This is a genomic window from Nocardiopsis sp. NPDC058789 (assembly GCF_042745575.1).
Classification (GTDB): domain Bacteria; phylum Actinomycetota; class Actinomycetes; order Streptosporangiales; family Streptosporangiaceae; genus Nocardiopsis; species Nocardiopsis eucommiae.
This window is the reverse complement of sequence record NZ_JBHYOW010000005.1, coordinates 1-16602: the sequence shown is the minus strand read 5'-3', so window position 1 is coordinate 16602 and position 16602 is coordinate 1. Positions and strand designations below refer to the sequence as shown.

Sequence of the window (16602 nt, the reverse complement as noted above, 5' to 3'; positions counted from 1 at the left end):
TCGCTGGCTGGGTCGCTGACAACACTCTGGTCACAGCCGATAACTGATTTTTCATCCCCAGGTGGTTCCCCGGTACCCGTATGCCGAAGCCACCGGGTCAGGGCTGCCCTGCTCCATGAGGGCGGGCCCCTGTCCAACCGCAGGAGAGGAGAGGCGTGAGCGTAACGCCAGACGCGGCACAGTCCGCGTCCGCCGGACGTCGGTTTCGTGCCTACACGACGAAACACCTTGACGAGCTCACGGCGCGAGCCGGTCTCGCGGCTGACGAGCAGCTCGCGGTCAAAGCGGTCGCGCACGTGCTGCCGTTCCGCGTCAACAGCTACGTCATCGACGAGCTGATCGACTGGGACGCCGCTCCCGACGATCCGATCTACCGCCTGGTCTTCCCTCAGGCCGACATGCTGCCCACGGACGACGTCTCCAGGATCGCGGACCTCATCAGCTCCGGCGCGGGCCGCAAGGAGCTCAACGAGGCCGCCAACGGCGTCCGCGCCAAGCTGAACCCGCACCCGGCCGGGCAGATGGACCTCAACGTGCCCACCACGGGCAACGAGGAGCCCATCCCGGGTATCCAGCACAAGTACAAGGAGACGGTCCTCTTCTTCCCGAAGCAGGGCCAGACGTGTCACGCGTACTGCACCTACTGCTTCCGGTGGGCCCAGTTCGTCGGTGACGCCGACCTGAAGTTCGCGTCGGGCGAGATCGACCAGATGGTCGACTACGTGCGCTCGCACCCCGAGGTCACCAGTGTCCTGTTCACCGGTGGCGACCCGATGATCATGGGCGAGGGGGTCATCTCCCGCTACATCGAGCCGCTGCTGGAGATCGAGCACCTGGAGGCCATCCGGATCGGGACCAAGGCGCTGGCCTACTGGCCGCAGCGCTTCACCACCGACCCGGACGCGGACGACACGCTCCGCCTGTTCGAGAAGGTCGTGGCCTCGGGCAAGAACCTCGCGTTCATGGCCCACTTCTCGCACCCGAACGAGATGAAGTCCGAGCTCGTGCAGGAGGCCGTGCGCCGCATCCGCGGCACGGGGGCGGTCATCCGCACCCAGGCCCCGCTGATCCGCACGATCAACGACTCCTCGGCCACGTGGGAGGACATGTGGCGGACGCACCTGCGTCACGGCATGGTCCCCTACTACATGTTCGTCGAGCGTGACACGGGCCCGCAGGACTACTTCGCGGTGCCGCTGGCCGAGGCCTACGACATCTTCCGGGGCGCCTACCAGAAGGTCTCGGGCCTGGCCCGGACCGTGCGCGGCCCGTCGATGTCGGCGACCCCCGGCAAGGTCTGCGTGGACGGCGTGACGGAGATCATGGGAGAGAAGGTCTTCGTCCTGCACTTCATCCAGGCGCGCGACTCGGAGCTGGTCGGCCAGCCCTTCTTCGCCAAGTACGACGAGAAGGCCGCCTGGCTGTTCGACCTCAAGCCCGCCCTCGGAGCCACCCACTTCCCGTGGGAGAACGCCCCGATCGGCGCCAACGGCCTGGTCGACCCGGCCCGCCTCTAGCGGCGGCACCGCTCAGTCGGGCGGTGGCGACAGCGGAGCCCGGCACCCTGGTGGGGTGCCGGGCTCCGTCCGTGTCCGCGTCGTGGACGGAAGGAGGCCGCCGTGGGACGGGTGTCGACCACGGGGCCGACGACGCGGACACGGGTCCCGGAGTGGTCTGTGGTGGGGGAGGAGGGCCCCCGGGGCGCCGTGGTTCGGAGCGGTGCGTCGGGTCCGGCACCGCCCGGGTCAGTCCAGGAGCGCGTCGAAGTCGCCGGTCTTGGCGCCTCGGACGAAGGCCCTGATCTCGGCTGGCGTGTAGACCAGCGCGGGCCCCTCGGGATCGCGGGAGTTGCGTACGGCGATGTCACCGCCGGGCAGGGTCGCGACCTCCACGCAGTTGCCGTCCGGGTTGCTCCAACTGCTCTTGGTCCATGCGACCTCCAACCGGTCCGCGGGGACGCCGTTGTAGATCGGTTGCATCCTCAACCTCCTGGAAGTTCGGGGACAGGTGAGCGGGGTGTCCGCGGACGGCTCCTGCACGCCGTGACCGTCGGACCCGACCACCCGGGCACCGTCCATCCTGTCCAGGGAAGGGCGGTTTATTGGCGGGTGATCCCTTTGTCCCCATACGAGGCCAAAGCGTAGTCCATGCACGTGCATCGGTGATTGCATCCGTAATCAACCCCCGACTGCTGCGCGGCGATGGCATCGAAGGAACCGCATGTCAGGACTAACGTGCCGGAGCCGTTGATGGTTCGGTGTTCCGTGATTGTTTCCCAGTCGTGGCCGAAGGCGGACACGAAAGCGACCCCGTGGGTACGCAGGGCGTTCACGGGGTCGCGGGGGGTGCGGGGGGCGGGCGAGCCGGTCGGTGGCTGTGCGCGGGCGGGTGCCCGCGGACCGGCTGGGACCTAGGTCCCGTAGCGCTTGAGGAAGTCCTGGAGGAGATCCGGGGTCTGGCCCGGGAGGGGAGCCTGGGTGGCCAGGTGGTCCATGGTCTGCGCGTAGCGGCTGGTGTCGTCGAACTTGTCGAAGTAAAGGGCGCTGCTCAGCTGCTCCAGGTAGACCACGTCCGGCAGCTGCGGCGTGGGGAACCGCAGGATGCTGAACGGTCCGCCGGCGGCCGGGTGGCCGCCCATGGCGAACGTGGCGATCTGGAGGGTGATGTTGGGGCGGCGGGCCATCTCCAGCAGGTGCTCGACCTGCTCCCGCATGACCTCGGCGCCACCGAAGGGGCGGTGCAGGACCGCCTCGTCGATGACCGCCCACAGGCGCGGCGGGTCGCCCTCGGCGGACGTGAAACGCCGTTGCCGATGCATGCGCATGTTCACGCGGCTGTTGACGTCCTCCTCGGACGTCGCCGTGCGCGAGAGCTGGATCACCGCTCGGGCGTAGGCCTCGGTCTGGAGGAGGCCGGGCACGAACTGGACCTCGAAGGTACGGATGACCGACGCGGCCTCCTCCAGGCCCACGTAGACGCCGAACCACTGCGGCAGCACGTCGCCGTACTTGTGCCACCAGCCCTGGGCGTTGGCGCTGGAGATCATCCCGACCAGTGCCTCGCGCTGCGCGGGCTCCCGCACCCCGTACAGCTTCAGCAGGTCGTCGACGTCCCGGTGCTTGAAGCTGACCTGGCCGAGCTCCATCCGGCTGATCTTGGCGTGGGAGGCCCGGATGGCGTACCCGGCGTCCTCCCGGGAAATGCCCTTCTCCTGGCGCAAGCGCCGCAGCTGGGTGCCGAGCAGAATGCGCAGCACAGTGGGACCACCACTGGAATTGGCCAGGAAATCCTGTGTGACCTGGTGGTTCGGCGTTGGGTCTGCTACCACTTCGCCTCCCTATGGAGTGGTATTGGCGGGAGCGACCGCTCAGTATACCGATGTCGTTCTTCCGGGACAGGGGCGTCGAGCGCCGTTTCGAGCCCCAGTGAAGGGTACCGGCGGGAATCCCGGAAGACGGGCGGACGAATTCTTCGTGAGGGGGCCTACCGAAAGGGGGAGGGCTTCCTATAGTGTTGCCGAACGTTGAGCTGCACGTGCATCTGTGGTTTGCGTATGTAAGGAACACGTACGCCGGAGCAGAGCGCGGCACAGGCCGGACGCGCGAACCGACATCATCCGTGAGGACCGTGATGAACACAGAGCTGGTGCCTTCGGAGCTGCACGCCGGGGCATCCTGGGGTCCGCACTCCCGGGCGCGCACGCCCGAGGCGACCCGGGGCGGGTGGTGGGACCCGTCGCTTGGCCGACTGGGCATCGGGGAGAGCACCCGCGCTCCTGGTGGCGCCGCCGCCTGTTACGGCGCGGTACCGGACTCGGTCCGGTCGGCGCGGGAGTTCGGCGCCGACAACCTGTCCGCGTGGGGACTCTCGCGGCTGGCCGAGGACCTTCGGCTCGTCATCTCCGAACTCGTCGGCAACGCGTGCCGTCACGCGGTCCGCGACGACCTCCCCGAGCGGACCCGGGTCACCCTCCAACTGCGGCCGTTCCCCCGGGACGGCGCCGTGGTCTGCATGGTCGCGGACCCCAACCCGCGCGGTCCGGTCCGGGTCGAGGCGCACCATTTCGCCGAGTCGGGGCGCGGGCTCGGGCTGGTGGCCGCATTCAGTCGCGAATGGGGATGGAATCCCGTGGACGGTCACGGAAAGATCGTCTGGGCGATTTGCGGTTCTGATCCGTTCTGAGGGTGCGCCGATTTCCACGGGAAACGGGCAACGGCCGCGTTCCGGGACAGCAGTGCAGCCCGCCGGTCCGAGTAGGCTGTCAAGGGCATGTCGGCATTTGACCGACGGCGCCACAGACCCCACCGGCCCCGAACACGGGAGTAAGGCGTGGCCGTACTGGATCCCGACCAGGAGCACTTCCGCTGCGACGGCATGTCCGTCGTCCACCTCGAAGGCGAGATCGACATCGCCACGGCCGAGGGCGTCCACGCCCGGCTGGCCTCCTCGGTGATCGAGAACTGTACCGTCGTGGACCTCTCCGGGGTGGGCTTCATCGACGCCTCCGGGGTCAACGCCCTGGTCGGCGCCGTGCGGATCGCCTCCGGCTCCCAGCGCCACCTGCTCATCGCGAGCCCGCCCCGCCAGCTGAGCCGCATCCTGGACGTCCTGGACCTGCACGCCGTGCTTCCCACCCACGCCGACGTCGCCGCCGCCCGGTCCAGCCACACCGCCCACGCCCTGCACTGACCACGAGAACGGGGCGCGCCGCCGGGGGAGACCCCCGTGCGACACGCCCCGGACGTGTCGGTACCTACTCCACGGTCACGCTCTTGGCGAGGTTGCGGGGCTGGTCGACGTCGTTGCCCTTGGCCAGGGCGAGCTCGCACGCGAACACCTGCATGGGGATCGTCGCGACGATCGGCTGGAGCAGGGTCGGCACCGCCGGGATCTCGATGAGCGAGTCCGAGTACGGACGCACCGACTCGTCGCCCTCCTCGGCGATCACGATGGTGCGGGCACCACGGGCACGCACCTCCTGGATGTTCGAGACGATCTTGTCGTGCAGCACGCTGCGCCCCTTGGGCGAGGGCACCACGACGACCACCGGAAGACCGTCCTCGATGAGCGCGATCGAGCCGTGCTTGAGCTCACCGGCGGCGAACGCCTCGGCGTGCATGTACGCCAGCTCCTTGAGCTTGAGCGCGCCCTCCATCGCCACGGGGAAGCCCACGTGGCGGCCCAGGAACAGGACGGTCTTCTCGTCGGCCAGGGAACGGGCCAGCGCACGGACCGGCTCCACCGAGTCCAGGACCCGCTCGATCTGCTCCGGCATGGTGGCCAGCTGCGCGATCACCGCGTTGATCTCGTCACCGAACTTCATCCCGCGCACCTGGGCCAGGTACAGGCCGATCAGGTAGCAGGCGGCCAGCTGGGTGAGGAAGGTCTTGGTGGCGGCCACCCCGACCTCCGGACCGGCGTGCGTGTACAGCACGCCGTCGGACTCACGCGGGATCGTGGACCCGTTGACGTTGCAGATCGCCAGCACGCGGGCGCGCTGCTCGCGGGCGTAGCGGACCGCCATCAGGGTGTCCATGCTCTCGCCGGACTGCGAGATGGCGATGACCAGGGTCTGCTGGTCCAGGATCGGGTCGCGGTAGCGGAACTCGCTGGCGACCTCCACCTCGCAGGGGATCCGGCACCAGTGCTCGATCGCGTACTTGGCGATCAGGCCCGCGTGATACGACGTGCCGCACGCGATGATGACGATCTTCTCGACCGACCGCAGCTCGGCGGGGGTCAGCCGCATCTCGTCCAGGGTGAGCTGGCCGTCGACCGAGACCCGGCCCAGGAGCGTGTCCGCGACAGCCTTGGGCTGCTCGACGATCTCCTTGAGCATGAAGTAGTCGAAGCCGTCCTTCTCCGCCGCCGAGGCGTCCCAGTCCACGTGGTACTCACGCACGTCCACCGGGTTGCCCTCGTAGTCGGTGACGACCACGGAGTCGGCGCGCAGCTCCACGACCTGGTCCTGGCCCAGCTCGACCGCCTCGCGGGTGTGGGCGATGAACGCCGCCACGTCGCTGGCCAGGAAGTTCTCGCCCTCGCCGCGACCGACGACCAGCGGCGAGTTGCGGCGCGCCGCGACGACCAGGTCGGGGTCGTCGGTGGAGACGGCGACCAGCGTGAAGGCGCCCTCCAGCCGCTTGCACACCTCGCGCATGGCCCCGGGCAGGTCACCGTCGCCGCGCCGCTCCAGCTCCTTGCTGAGCAGGTGGGAGGAGACCTCGGTGTCGGTCTCGGACAGGAACTTGCAGCCCTGCTCCTCCAGCTCGGCCCGGAGGGCGGCGAAGTTCTCGATGATGCCGTTGTGGACGACGGCCACCCGGTTGTCGTTGTCGACGTGGGGGTGGGCGTTCACGTCGTTGGGTGCGCCGTGCGTGGCCCAACGGGTGTGACCGATCCCGGCTCCCTCACCGGAGACAGGGTGTTCCTCCAGAGCCTGGCGAAGGTTGGCGAGCTTGCCCGCCCGCTTCTCGGAGCGCAGGGTTCCCTCACCCAGCACAGCGACACCCGCGGAGTCATATCCGCGGTACTCCAACCTCGCGAGGCCGTTCACCACGACCTCAAGCGCCGGTTGCGGCCCGACGTAGCCAACGATTCCGCACATGGGCGCCAGCGTAAGCCAAAAGATGTCCGGAATCGACCAACCAGTGGTACATACCAATAGGTATTTTCCCAGGTGGCGGTATAGACCATTTGGTGTATCCGAGGTGGACCACGCAGGTGGGAGGGTGGGGGAGGGCGCCGAGTGGAACCGGTTCCCACCCCGACGAACCCACCCAAAAAACCTTGCGTGTCGCCCGCGTGAACGTGTGGTGTCCGGCACGTTCCGCCTCCGCGTCGGACAATCGGGGGACCGGCTGCCCGGAGTGGGGGAGCGCCTCGTCTAAGGTGGTCAACCGTGTCTCACGCGACGAAGAACGGCATCTCCTCGCCGTACGTGGAACTGGACCGGGCGGCCTGGGCCGCGCTCCGGGCCTCCACGCCCCTGTCCCTGACCGAGGCCGACCTCAGCGACCTGCGAGGTACCAACGACCCCACCTCCCTCGACGAGGTCCGCGACATCTACCTGCCTCTCTCCCGGCTGCTCAACCTCTACGTGGGCGCGACGCAGCAGCGGCACGCCGCGGTGCGCGCCTTCCTCGGGGAGTCGGACCGGCCGTCGCCGTTCATCATCGGCGTGGCGGGCAGCGTCGCCGTGGGCAAGTCCACCACGGCGCGCCTGCTGCGCTCCCTGCTCGCGCAGTGGCCCAACCACCCGGACGTCGAGCTCGTCAGCACGGACAACTTCCTCCACCCGAACTCCGTCCTCCAGGCGCGCGGGCTCATGCGCCGCAAGGGGTTCCCGGAGAGCTACGACCGGCGCGCGCTGGTCCGGTTCGTGTCGGAGATGAAGGCCGGAGCCGACCGCCTCGACATCCCCGTGTACTCCCACCTGCACTACGACGTCGTGCCCGGCGAGCGCCAGACCGTGCACCGCCCCGACATCCTCATCGTCGAGGGCATCAACGTGCTCCAGCCCGCGACGGCGGGACGGCTCGCGGTCGCCGACTTCTTCGACTACTCCATCTACGTCGACGCCAAGGTGGACAACGTCCGCAGCTGGTACCTGGACCGGTTCCGGGAGCTGCGGCGGACCGCCTTCTCCGACCCCCGCTCCTACTTCCACCACATGGCCACCACCATCGAGGAGACCCAGGCCCTGGAGTTCGCCGCCAACACCTGGGAGACCATCAACGAGGTCAACCTCGTGGAGAACATCCGCCCGACCCGGGGCCGGGCCACCCTCGTGCTGTTCAAGGGCGACGACCACCGCGTCAGCCGTGTGCGCCTGCGCAAGACCTGAACGGGTCCCCGGCCTCCCCGCCGCCTCCGCGGTCGGGAGGTCCGGTACCCGTTCGGTCGGCGGTGTGACCGGGGTCCCACGGCTCCCCGCCGGGTCGGACCCGAGGTGAACGGGGCTCCGGCGGAGCGGCCGGACGGACAATCCGGCTAACGGCCCCGTGCTCCCCGCCTCATGGTTACCGTGACCCTATGGCCACTCCTCACGAGTACGTCCCCACCCCCACCGAGGTCGTCGCGTCGTGGATCCCGCATGACGCCCGCTGGGACAAACAGGCCCGCGCCGCCGCCCGCAGGGGTGTCACCGAACTGCGGCAGTACGTGGTCGGACTGGTCTCCGACTACCGCGACGGCGGTGTCGAGCTCACCGACGAGTACGACCGGCGGACCATCGACGCCGTCATCGAGGACGTGGAGCTCGGCGGCGGCCTCGGCCGTGTGCGCTGGGACGGCGTCCGGGACGCGATGCTCACTCCGGACCGCTCCGGCGTCTGGTAGCTCGGGTAGGCTCACGGGTTCGGCATCACCGACCCCCCGGGGTCGTGGTGCGCGCTCATGGATCGGAACGAACCGGGCCCTCGCGGCGACCGGGGCGGGACCGCGCGCACGCGTGAGGTCGCGTCCTGTCCCGCCGAACCACGAGGTCCCCATGACCACGAACGATCCCTCGACCGTGCCCGCCGACCCCGAGATCATCGCCGAACGGCGGGCGCTCACCGACGCCCGCGCCGCGTTGCGCGGCATGCGCGAGACGGTCGACGCCACCGAACTCCTGTTCGGTGACGCCGCCAAGGACAAGGTCACCGACGCCGCCCTGCGGCGCGGGCGCGAACGCCGCCTGGCGGCCCTGGCCGACGTCCCCGGCGCCCCCCTCTACTTCGGGCGGATGGACTTCGAGCCCGGCACCGTCTTCCTCGACGACACCCCCTCCGAACACCCCGACCGCGTCCACATCGGCCGCCGCCACGTCCACGACGGCCGGGGCCGCCCCGTGGTCCTGGACTGGCGCGCGCCGATCAGCGTCGCGTACTACCAGGCCTCGCCAGGCGACCGGATGGACGTCCGGGTCCGCCGACGCTACGGGTTCGGCACCGTCACCGGCGAGGACGGCGAGCCCGAGTCGGTCCTCACCGCGTTCGAGGACGAGGACCTCATGACCGGCCCGGACGCCCCCGAGGCCGCGCCGGGCGGCGCGCTCCTCAACTCCGAGATCGAGCGTCCCCGTACCGGCCCCATGCGTGACATCGTCGCCACCATCCAGCCGGAACAGGACGTCCTGGTCCGGGCCCCGTTGGAGACCACCCTGTGCGTCCAGGGCGCCCCCGGCACCGGCAAGACCGCCGTGGGCCTGCACCGCATCGCCTTCCTCCTCTACAGCGAACGCGAGCGCCTGTCCCGTTCGGGGGTGGCGATCATCGGGCCCAACCGCGCGTTCCTCTCGTACATCCAGGACGTGCTTCCGGCGCTGGGCGAGGTGGACGTCCACCAGACCACCGTCGAGGAGCTGCTCACCCGGGATCTCCCGGATCGGCTGCGGCCCGCCCGGGGGTGGGTCCGCCGGACGGAGACCCCCGAGGCCGCGCGCACCAAGGGCTCCGCCGTCATGGCCGAGGTGCTCCGCCGCGACCTGTGGGCGCACCTGCGGGCCCCCGAGGAGACCGTCATGGTCCGCCAGGGATCGCGCCGCTGGCGGCTGTACCCCGAGGACCTGCGCCCTCTGCTGGACGAACTCGCGGAGCGCGGCGTGGCCTACGGGTCCGGCCGCGAACTCCTCTCCCACCGCATGGCGCACGCGGTCCTCACCCTGATGGAGGCCGAGGGCCAGGTCTGCGACGACCGGACCCACACCCGGGTGCGGCGGGACCCGGCGGTGCGCGCCGCCGTCACGGCCCTGTGGCCCAAGGTGGACCCGCTCCGGATGGTGCTGGGGCTGCTCACCGACCCCGAGCGGCTGGCGCGTGCGGCCGAGGGCCTGCTCACCGAGGAGGAGCAGCGGGTCCTGCTCCTGCCGGGTCGCCCCCGCGGGCCGAAGTCGGCGCTCTGGTCGCAGGAGGACCTGGCCCTGGTGGACGAGGCCACGGCGCTGATCGAACGCGTCCCGGGGCTGGGGCACGTGGTCGTGGACGAGGCACAGGATTTGAGCCCCATGCAGTGCCGGGCGATCGGCCGCCGTGCCGGGGCGGGTTCGCTCACGGTGCTCGGGGACATCGCCCAGGGCACCAGCCCCTCGGCGGCGCGCAACTGGACGACGCTGCTGGAACACCTGGGAAAGCCCACCGGTCACCTGCACGCCCTGAACCGGGGCTACCGCGTGCCGGCGCAGATCATCGACTTCGCCGCCCGGCTCCTGCCCTCCATCGCCCCTGGGCTGGGCGCACCGGTCGCGGTCCGCCGCTCCCCGGGCGCGCTCAGGCTGGTCCCCGCCACCGAGGGCATCGCCCCGGCGCTGGCGGAGTCCTGTCGGGGCGCGCTCCGAGGGGAGGGGTCGGTGGGCCTGATCGCCGCCGACCACCAGTTGCCCGAGCTGCGCGAGGCCCTCGCCGCCGAGGGCGTGGACGCCCCCCTCCTGGGTGAGGCCGGGATGGACGGCGCCCGGCTGGTGGCCGTCCCCGCCAGCCTGGCCAAGGGCCTGGAGTTCGACACGGTGGTGGTGGCCGAACCCGCCGCGATCGTCGAGGCCGAGGAGCGCGGCGTGAACCGCCTCTACGTGGTCCTGACCCGCGCGGTGAGCTCCCTGCACGTGGTGCACACCCGCCCGCTTCCCGACACCCTCGCCTGATCCGACCCGTTCCTCGGAAGGTGGGTGCAACCCCGCGGCCGGTTCCGTCGTCGGAACTGGGGACGGACGCGCGAAGGGGGAACAGCATGAGGGGTGTCGTCCTCGACGAACTGCGGACGCCGGTCGGAACCGGGGACCAGGGGTTCGACCGGCGGGTGCGGGGGGCCGTCGAGCGCGGGTCCGCCGACGAGCTCGGGGCGCTGTACGAGGAGGCCGGGGAGCGGTTCGGGGCCGACCACCCCGACGCCCTGACCCTGCGCGTGCACATGGCGCTCCGCCAGGAGCGGGAGGACGACCCGGCCGGGGCGGCGATCGGCCTCAGCGGCGCGGCCGGCCGGCTCTCGGACAGCGCCGGGCCGCTGCACCCGCACATGCTCGCCCTGCAGGCGGAGATCGCCCGCCTGTGGGGCGAGTCCGACCTCACCGACCTGGCGGCCGACAGCTACGGCCGTCTGGCGGAGGCGGTCGGGCAGGCCAGGGGGACCGACGACCCGGGCGCACTGGCCGCCTACGAACGGTTCGCCTGGTGGACGGGGAAGACCGGCCGGGCCTCCGCGACCGTCGCGGCCTACGCCGAACTCCTCACCCGCCGGCGCCGCGCCCTCGGGCCCAACCACGAGGACGTCCTGGAGACCCGCGCCGAACTGGTCCGCTGGCACGCGCGGGCGGGTGACGCGATCGGCGCGGCCCGGGCCTGCGCGGACCAGGTCGCCGCCCGGGAGCGGGTGCACGGGCCCGGGCACCCCGACACCCTCGCCGCCCGGGTCCAGCTCGTGCGCTGGCGGGCGGAGGCGGGCGACCACGAAGGAGCGGCCGGGGCCTGCGCGGAACTCCTCGCGGCGCGGGAGACGGTCCAGCCCGCGCACCACCGCGAGGTCCTCAACACCCGTCGCCTGCTCGCCCACCACCGGACCCGCGCCGGAGACCTGCTTGCCGCCGAACGCGACTACAGGGAGCTCCTCCCCGACCTCGAACGCCACCTCTCGGCGGACCACCGCCTCACCCTGCTGGCCCGCGTCGGCCGGGCCCGCCTGATGTTCCTGCTGGCGGACACCGAGGGCGTCGGCCGCGAGACGGAGGGGGCGCTCGGGGACCTGGAGCGGGTCCTGGGAGCGGAGCACGAGGCCACCGTGGAGGCCCGCTTCCTGGCGGCCACCACCCGGGTCGTCACCGGTGACCTGGACGGTGCCCTCGCGGAGGCCGAGGCGTTGCTTCCCCTCCTGTGTCGGCTCCATGGGGACGACCACCCAGCGACCCTCTTCGTCCGGGCGCTCGTCCTGGAGGCCCGGGGCGACTCCGAGGCGATCGCCGTCCAGCGGGAACTGCGGGAGCGCTGGGAACGGGAGTTGGGCCCGCTCCATCCGAACGTGCTCCTGGTGCGCCTGCGGCTGGCCGCCGAGGGCGATCTCCGGGGGCAGGAGGGCCGTCGGCGGATCGCCGCGCTGTTGGACGACTTCCGCCGGGCGCTGGGCCCCGACCACGGGCTGACCGTGATGCTCCGGGCCCTCGTCATCACCCTGGGCTCGGACGAGGCCACCGCCCTGGCGCGGCTCGGGGAACTTCACCGGGAGTGCGAGCGTGACCTGGGGCCGGGTGCGCCGGGTACCCGGGCCGCGCTGGAGGCCTACACCGAGTGGCTCGGGTTCGTGTGCGGGGGAGAGGAGCGCCGTTCCGCGTGAGAGAAGGAGAGGGCGCCCGCGCCCCCGAGCCCCGGGAACCGGATCCGCGCGGACCCGGACCCCGCACCCCCGAACCGCGACGGCCCGGTCCCGGGGTGCCCCAGCCCCGCCGACCGCGTCCCGACAGCCAGCGGTTCAGTTGGTCGGGTGACCGGTGTCGCTGAGCCTGCGCCGACGCTTCCACTGTCCCGGCACGGCCCCCGCCGCCAGGAGCCACAGGGCCACGGTCACCAGGTGGACGCGCTCGGCCAGGCCGAGGGCGACCCCGGGCGAACCGTCCCCGGAGGCGGCGTACACCAGCGCGGCCAGGACCAGGACCACCACGGCGGCCACCGCCTGGGCCAGCGTGATCACCGCGAGGACCGCCCAGGCGCGTTCCCCGGCCCGCCTGCGGTCCCAGGTCAGCGCGGCCGAGGCCAGCAGCGCGGCCAGGGTGGCGACCACGGCCAGCACCGGTTGGACGACCGTCGCCCCCCGGACCCCCTCCACCAGCGACTCGACCGTGCACGCGGCGTCCGTGGACACCACGCACCGGCCGGGCAGCAGGGAGGCGGCCAGCGAGGCCGCGCCGAACACGGCCATCGACCACCAGGAGACGGTCAGCCAGCGGCGTGGGCGCCGCGCGCCCAGAGCCAGGCCCAGCCCGGCCGCGAGGATCACCAGGATCGCGGCGGTCCGGTGCGCGCTGTCGAGGAACTGCCCCAGCGTGGAGTGGGGGTCCGCGAGGGCCCCGGCGGCCGTGCCCGGTCCGGCGGGGAGGACGACCTCGACGGCCCACAGGCTGTAGACGATGGACGCGACCACGGCGGCGACACGCCCGTCCCGGTGGTCCCAGTGCAGTGTCGCGGTGTTCGAGTTCGTCATCGCGCCCCCAGTCTCCGCAGCTGACTCGTGTATGACTCTCGGACGCACCAGGACGCCCCCACGTTCCGTCGTCGCGGGGACACGGGCCGTTCTGGGACCCTACGTCAGCCAACTCGCGGCGGCACTGTTATCCACGGGTGCGTGTTCGCGCGGCATCATCGTGGAACACCACGGGGCACCGGCCGGTAGGTCCGGAGCCGCGCGGGTATCGACGACCTACGGAAGGGCGCACGTGATGAACGGCGCAACCACGACGCGATGGGTGATCGTGGGGGTGGACGGCACCGACTCCAGCAGGCACGCCCTGGAGTGGTCCGCGCACCAGGCCTCGCTCCGTGGTCTCGGGGTGCGGATCGTCGCCGCGGCGAACCCACTCGTCACCGAGGACCTCGGGGTCTGGGGCGGTGCGGAGGAACGCGTCGAGGACGGGCCCGGAGCGGGCGCCCGACGGTTGCTCGACCACGCGGGCGACTGGGTGTCCCGGCTGTTCCCCGAGCTCGCCGTCCAGACCCGCGTCTCCTTCTCCCGCCCTACGGAGGCGCTGCTCACGGAGACCGCCGACCCGGGGGCGGTGGCCGTGGTGGTGGGTTCGCGCGGCCTCAGCGGGATCGCCGCCGCCTTCGTGGGGTCGGTCGGCATCGAACTCGCCGCTCGTTCCCCCGTTCCGGTGATCGTGCTGCCCCGCGACCACGCGTCCGCGCACGGGGTCCGCAGCCGGGTGATCGTGGGGGTGGACGGCTCGGAGCCCAGCCGCCACGCCCTGGAGTTCGCCTTCTCGCAGGCGGAGTTCGCCGACACCGACCTGGTCGCGGTGAGCGCGTGGCAGCCGCTGGTGGCCTTCGCGGCGGCCACCGGGCCGATCCCGCCCGAGCTGTTCGACGACGCCACCGCCGCCGAGGCGGCCCGGCAGGCCCTGGAGGAGGAGCTCACCGAGGCGCGCCTGCTGCGCCCCGGGGTCCGCGTCCACACGCGGGTGGTGCGCGCGCACCCGGTGGTCGCGCTCCTGGAGGAGGCCACCCCGGCCGACCTCGTCGTGGTGGGATCGCGCGGGCGCGGCGGTTTCCGGGGGCTGCTGCTGGGTTCTGTGAGCCACTCGGTCCTGCACGGGGCCCGCGGGCCGGTCGCCATCGTCCGCTGAGCCCGGCAGAGGTCTATTCCGGGGTTCCGCTCCCCGCGCCCGTTGTGTGACTAAGAGCACCGTGTGTCGTCTCCGGGTGTGCTCCTGCCCTCCGTACAGGGGAAAGCGGCTCCGATCAGTACCGGAGCACGGCGTGCGGGGACACGTCGCGGCAGGGACCTGAACCACCCGAATCCCCTGCTGTGCAGTGGAATCAGTCCCGTCGGCCCTATGCGTATAGACCATTGGCCTAGTCCAATTGGTCAGCTTCGGCACTCGTCGTTCATGATGCGAGGGATCTCGTAAGTTCGATGAGGAGCCGTTGTGACTGCTGACGTGGGTACTGATGTGGGCGCCGCCCCGACCAAGAACGAGGAACTCGTCTCCTGGGTTCGTGAGGTCGCGGAGCTCACCCAGCCGGACGAGGTCGTCTGGTGTGACGGCTCCGAGGAGGAGTGGACACGCCTGACCGACCAGCTGGTCGAGCAGGGCACCTTCACCCGTCTCAACTCCGAGAAACGCCCCAACAGCTTCTACTGCACGTCGGACCCGACGGACGTCGCCCGGGTCGAGGACCGCACCTTCATCTGCTCCGAGCGGAAGGAGGACGCCGGTCCCACCAACAACTGGATCGCCCCCGACGAGATGCGCGCCACCTTCGGCGAGGTCTTCCGGGGCTCCATGCGCGGTCGCACCATGTACGTCGTGCCCTTCTGCATGGGCCCGCTGGGCGGCGACATCTCCCAGCTCGGCGTCGAGATCACCGACTCCGCCTACGTCGTCGTCTCCATGCGCATCATGGCCCGCATGGGCGACGCCGCCCTGCGCCTGATCGAGGAGCGCGGCGAGTTCGTCAAGGCCGTCCACTCCGTCGGCGCGCCCCTGGAGCCCGGCCAGCAGGACGTCGCCTGGCCCTGCAACTCCACCAAGTACATCTCGCACTTCCCCGAGACCCGTGAGATCTGGTCCTACGGCTCCGGCTACGGCGGCAACGCCCTGCTCGGCAAGAAGTGCTACGCGCTGCGCATCGCCTCGGTGATGGCCCGCGACGAGGGCTGGCTGGCCGAGCACATGCTCATCCTCAAGGTGACCTCGCCCGCCGGGAAGTCCCACTACGTCGCCGCCGCCTTCCCGAGCGCCTGCGGCAAGACCAACCTGGCCATGCTCCAGCCGACCATTCCCGGCTGGAAGGTCGAGACGGTCGGTGACGACATCGCCTGGATGCGCTTCGGTGCCGACGGCCAGCTGCGCGCCATCAACCCCGAGGCCGGGTTCTTCGGCGTCGCTCCCGGCACCGGCGCCAAGACCAACGCCAACGCGGTGGAGACCCTCTGGGGCAACAGCATCTTCACCAACGTCGCGCTCACCGAGGACGGCGACGTGTGGTGGGAGGGCCTGACCGAGGAGGCCCCGGCCAACCTCACCGACTGGAAGGGCCGTCCCTGGACGCCCGAGTCCGGTGAGCCCGCCGCCCACCCGAACTCCCGCTTCACCACCCCGGCCGGGCAGGCCCCGACCATCGCGGACGAGTGGGAGGACCCCGCGGGCGTCCCGATCTCCGCGATCCTCTTCGGCGGCCGCCGGGCCACCGCGGTGCCGCTGGTGTCGGAGTCCTTCAGCTGGCAGCACGGCGTGTACCTGGGTGCCAACGTCTCCTCCGAGAAGACCGCCGCCCAGGAGGGCTCCGTCGGTGAGCTGCGTCGCGACCCGTTCGCGATGCTGCCCTTCTGCGGCTACAACATGGGCGACTACTTCTCCCACTGGGTGCGGATCGGCAAGCAGGCCGACGCGTCCAAGCTGCCGAAGATCTTCTACGTCAACTGGTTCAAGAAGAACGCCGACGGCAAGATCGTGTGGCCGGGCTTCGGTGAGAACAGCCGCGTCATCAAGTGGATCGTCGACCGCCTGGAGGGTGAGGCCGCCGCCGTCGAGACCCCGATCGGCTACCTGCCGACCGCCGACGGCATCGACACCGAGGGCCTGGACGTATCCGCCGAGGACATGGAGTTCGTCCTCGACGTCGACACCGACGTCTGGAAGCAGGAGGCCGCCCTGGTCCCCGAGTTCTTCCGGACCTTCGGCGACGACCTGCCCGGCGAGCTCTGGGACGAGTACCACGCGCTGCTGAGCCGTCTGGAGAAGTAGCGCCTTCCCTGGCCGGTCCACCACCGCGCGAACGGCCGGTCACCTCACGAGAGGGGCGGGGGGGCGCCCCGGGCGCCGCCCCCCCTGACGCGGGGCGGGGCCCCCCGCCCCCCACCGTGGCACCCGACCGCGCGGCCTGCGCACTAGGTGCGGTCTGGCCGCTGGGAAGGCGGTTG

13 protein-coding genes are annotated in these 16602 nt (G+C 71.2%); 9 read left to right on the top strand and 4 right to left on the bottom strand.

Annotation, left to right across the window (positions count from 1 at the left end):
- Positions 1 to 155: 155 nt before the first annotated feature.
- The gene (locus ACFW3L_RS07965; RefSeq protein ID WP_378737673.1) at positions 156 to 1517 is read left to right on the top strand and encodes a KamA family radical SAM protein; all 1362 of its coding nucleotides are present in this window, start codon (positions 156 to 158) and stop codon (positions 1515 to 1517) included.
- Between the two features lie 228 nt (positions 1518 to 1745).
- On the opposite strand, the gene ACFW3L_RS07960 is transcribed toward ACFW3L_RS07965, so the two are convergent.
- Positions 1746 to 1979 (bottom strand): DUF397 domain-containing protein, encoded by a 234-nt coding sequence (locus tag ACFW3L_RS07960; protein ID WP_017543997.1) that lies wholly within the window; start codon positions 1977 to 1979, stop codon positions 1746 to 1748.
- Between the two features lie 431 nt (positions 1980 to 2410).
- Positions 2411 to 3256 (bottom strand): helix-turn-helix domain-containing protein, encoded by an 846-nt coding sequence (locus ACFW3L_RS07955; RefSeq protein ID WP_378737671.1) that lies wholly within the window; start codon positions 3254 to 3256, stop codon positions 2411 to 2413.
- Positions 3257 to 3630: 374 nt separating this feature from the next.
- Between ACFW3L_RS07955 and ACFW3L_RS07950 the strand changes: the two genes are divergently transcribed.
- Both ACFW3L_RS07950 and ACFW3L_RS07945 read left to right on the top strand, forming a co-directional pair.
- The gene (locus tag ACFW3L_RS07950; RefSeq protein WP_378737669.1) at positions 3631 to 4182 is read left to right on the top strand and encodes an ATP-binding protein; all 552 of its coding nucleotides are present in this window, start codon (positions 3631 to 3633) and stop codon (positions 4180 to 4182) included.
- Positions 4183 to 4329: 147 nt separating this feature from the next.
- Positions 4330 to 4689 carry an STAS domain-containing protein gene (locus tag ACFW3L_RS07945; protein WP_378737667.1) on the top strand — a complete coding sequence of 120 codons (360 nt, stop codon included), beginning with the start codon at positions 4330 to 4332 and terminating at the stop codon, positions 4687 to 4689.
- A 64-nt stretch (positions 4690 to 4753) separates the two neighbouring features.
- Here the strand turns inward: ACFW3L_RS07945 and glmS are convergent, their stop codons facing one another.
- Positions 4754 to 6607, bottom strand: a complete 1854-nt coding sequence (gene glmS / locus ACFW3L_RS07940; RefSeq protein ID WP_378737665.1) for a glutamine--fructose-6-phosphate transaminase (isomerizing) — start codon at positions 6605 to 6607, stop codon at positions 4754 to 4756.
- A 333-nt stretch (positions 6608 to 6940) separates the two neighbouring features.
- On the opposite strand from glmS, the gene coaA reads away from it, so the two are divergent.
- The 4 genes from coaA (at position 6941) to ACFW3L_RS07920 (ending at position 12300) form a co-directional block, all read left to right on the top strand.
- Entirely contained in the window at positions 6941 to 7846 is a 906-nt protein-coding gene (coaA, locus tag ACFW3L_RS07935) for a type I pantothenate kinase (RefSeq protein WP_378738298.1), read from the top strand.
- Between the two features lie 188 nt (positions 7847 to 8034).
- Positions 8035 to 8340 (top strand): hypothetical protein, encoded by a 306-nt coding sequence (locus tag ACFW3L_RS07930; RefSeq protein ID WP_378737662.1) that lies wholly within the window; start codon positions 8035 to 8037, stop codon positions 8338 to 8340.
- 151 nt (positions 8341 to 8491) lie between these two features.
- Positions 8492 to 10621, top strand: a complete 2130-nt coding sequence (locus ACFW3L_RS07925; RefSeq protein WP_378737660.1) for a HelD family protein — start codon at positions 8492 to 8494, stop codon at positions 10619 to 10621.
- A gap of 86 nt (positions 10622 to 10707) precedes the next feature.
- Positions 10708 to 12300 carry a tetratricopeptide repeat protein gene (locus tag ACFW3L_RS07920; RefSeq protein WP_378737658.1) on the top strand — a complete coding sequence of 531 codons (1593 nt, stop codon included), beginning with the start codon at positions 10708 to 10710 and terminating at the stop codon, positions 12298 to 12300.
- 135 nt (positions 12301 to 12435) lie between these two features.
- On the opposite strand, the gene ACFW3L_RS07915 is transcribed toward ACFW3L_RS07920, so the two are convergent.
- Positions 12436 to 13164, bottom strand: coding sequence for a DUF998 domain-containing protein (locus ACFW3L_RS07915; protein ID WP_378737656.1), 729 nt, complete (start codon positions 13162 to 13164; stop codon positions 12436 to 12438).
- Positions 13165 to 13399: 235 nt separating this feature from the next.
- Here ACFW3L_RS07915 and ACFW3L_RS07910 point away from each other — a divergent pair, with 235 nt between their 5' ends.
- Positions 13400 to 14302: a universal stress protein gene (locus ACFW3L_RS07910; RefSeq protein ID WP_378737654.1), complete on the top strand. Its 903-nt coding sequence runs from the start codon at positions 13400 to 13402 to the stop codon at positions 14300 to 14302.
- Between the two features lie 315 nt (positions 14303 to 14617).
- Complete coding sequence (locus ACFW3L_RS07905) at positions 14618 to 16426, top strand: phosphoenolpyruvate carboxykinase (GTP) (RefSeq protein WP_378738296.1); 1809 nt, start codon at positions 14618 to 14620, stop codon at positions 16424 to 16426.
- The last annotated feature ends 176 nt before the right edge of the window (positions 16427 to 16602 follow it).

What these genes read in the sequence shown, in the direction of transcription:
- ACFW3L_RS07960 (WP_017543997.1), bottom strand. Translation starts at nt 1,979, where the DNA reads ATGCAACCGATCTACAACGGCGTCCCCGCGGACCGGTTGGAGGTCGCA.
- ACFW3L_RS07950 (WP_378737669.1), top strand. Translation starts at nt 3,631, where the DNA reads ATGAACACAGAGCTGGTGCCTTCGGAGCTGCACGCCGGGGCATCCTGG.
- glmS (WP_378737665.1), bottom strand. Translation starts at nt 6,607, where the DNA reads ATGTGCGGAATCGTTGGCTACGTCGGGCCGCAACCGGCGCTTGAGGTC.
- ACFW3L_RS07930 (WP_378737662.1), top strand. Translation starts at nt 8,035, where the DNA reads ATGGCCACTCCTCACGAGTACGTCCCCACCCCCACCGAGGTCGTCGCG.
- ACFW3L_RS07925 (WP_378737660.1), top strand. Translation starts at nt 8,492, where the DNA reads ATGACCACGAACGATCCCTCGACCGTGCCCGCCGACCCCGAGATCATC.
- ACFW3L_RS07920 (WP_378737658.1), top strand. Translation starts at nt 10,708, where the DNA reads ATGAGGGGTGTCGTCCTCGACGAACTGCGGACGCCGGTCGGAACCGGG.
- ACFW3L_RS07915 (WP_378737656.1), bottom strand. Translation starts at nt 13,164, where the DNA reads ATGACGAACTCGAACACCGCGACACTGCACTGGGACCACCGGGACGGG.
- ACFW3L_RS07910 (WP_378737654.1), top strand. Translation starts at nt 13,400, where the DNA reads ATGAACGGCGCAACCACGACGCGATGGGTGATCGTGGGGGTGGACGGC.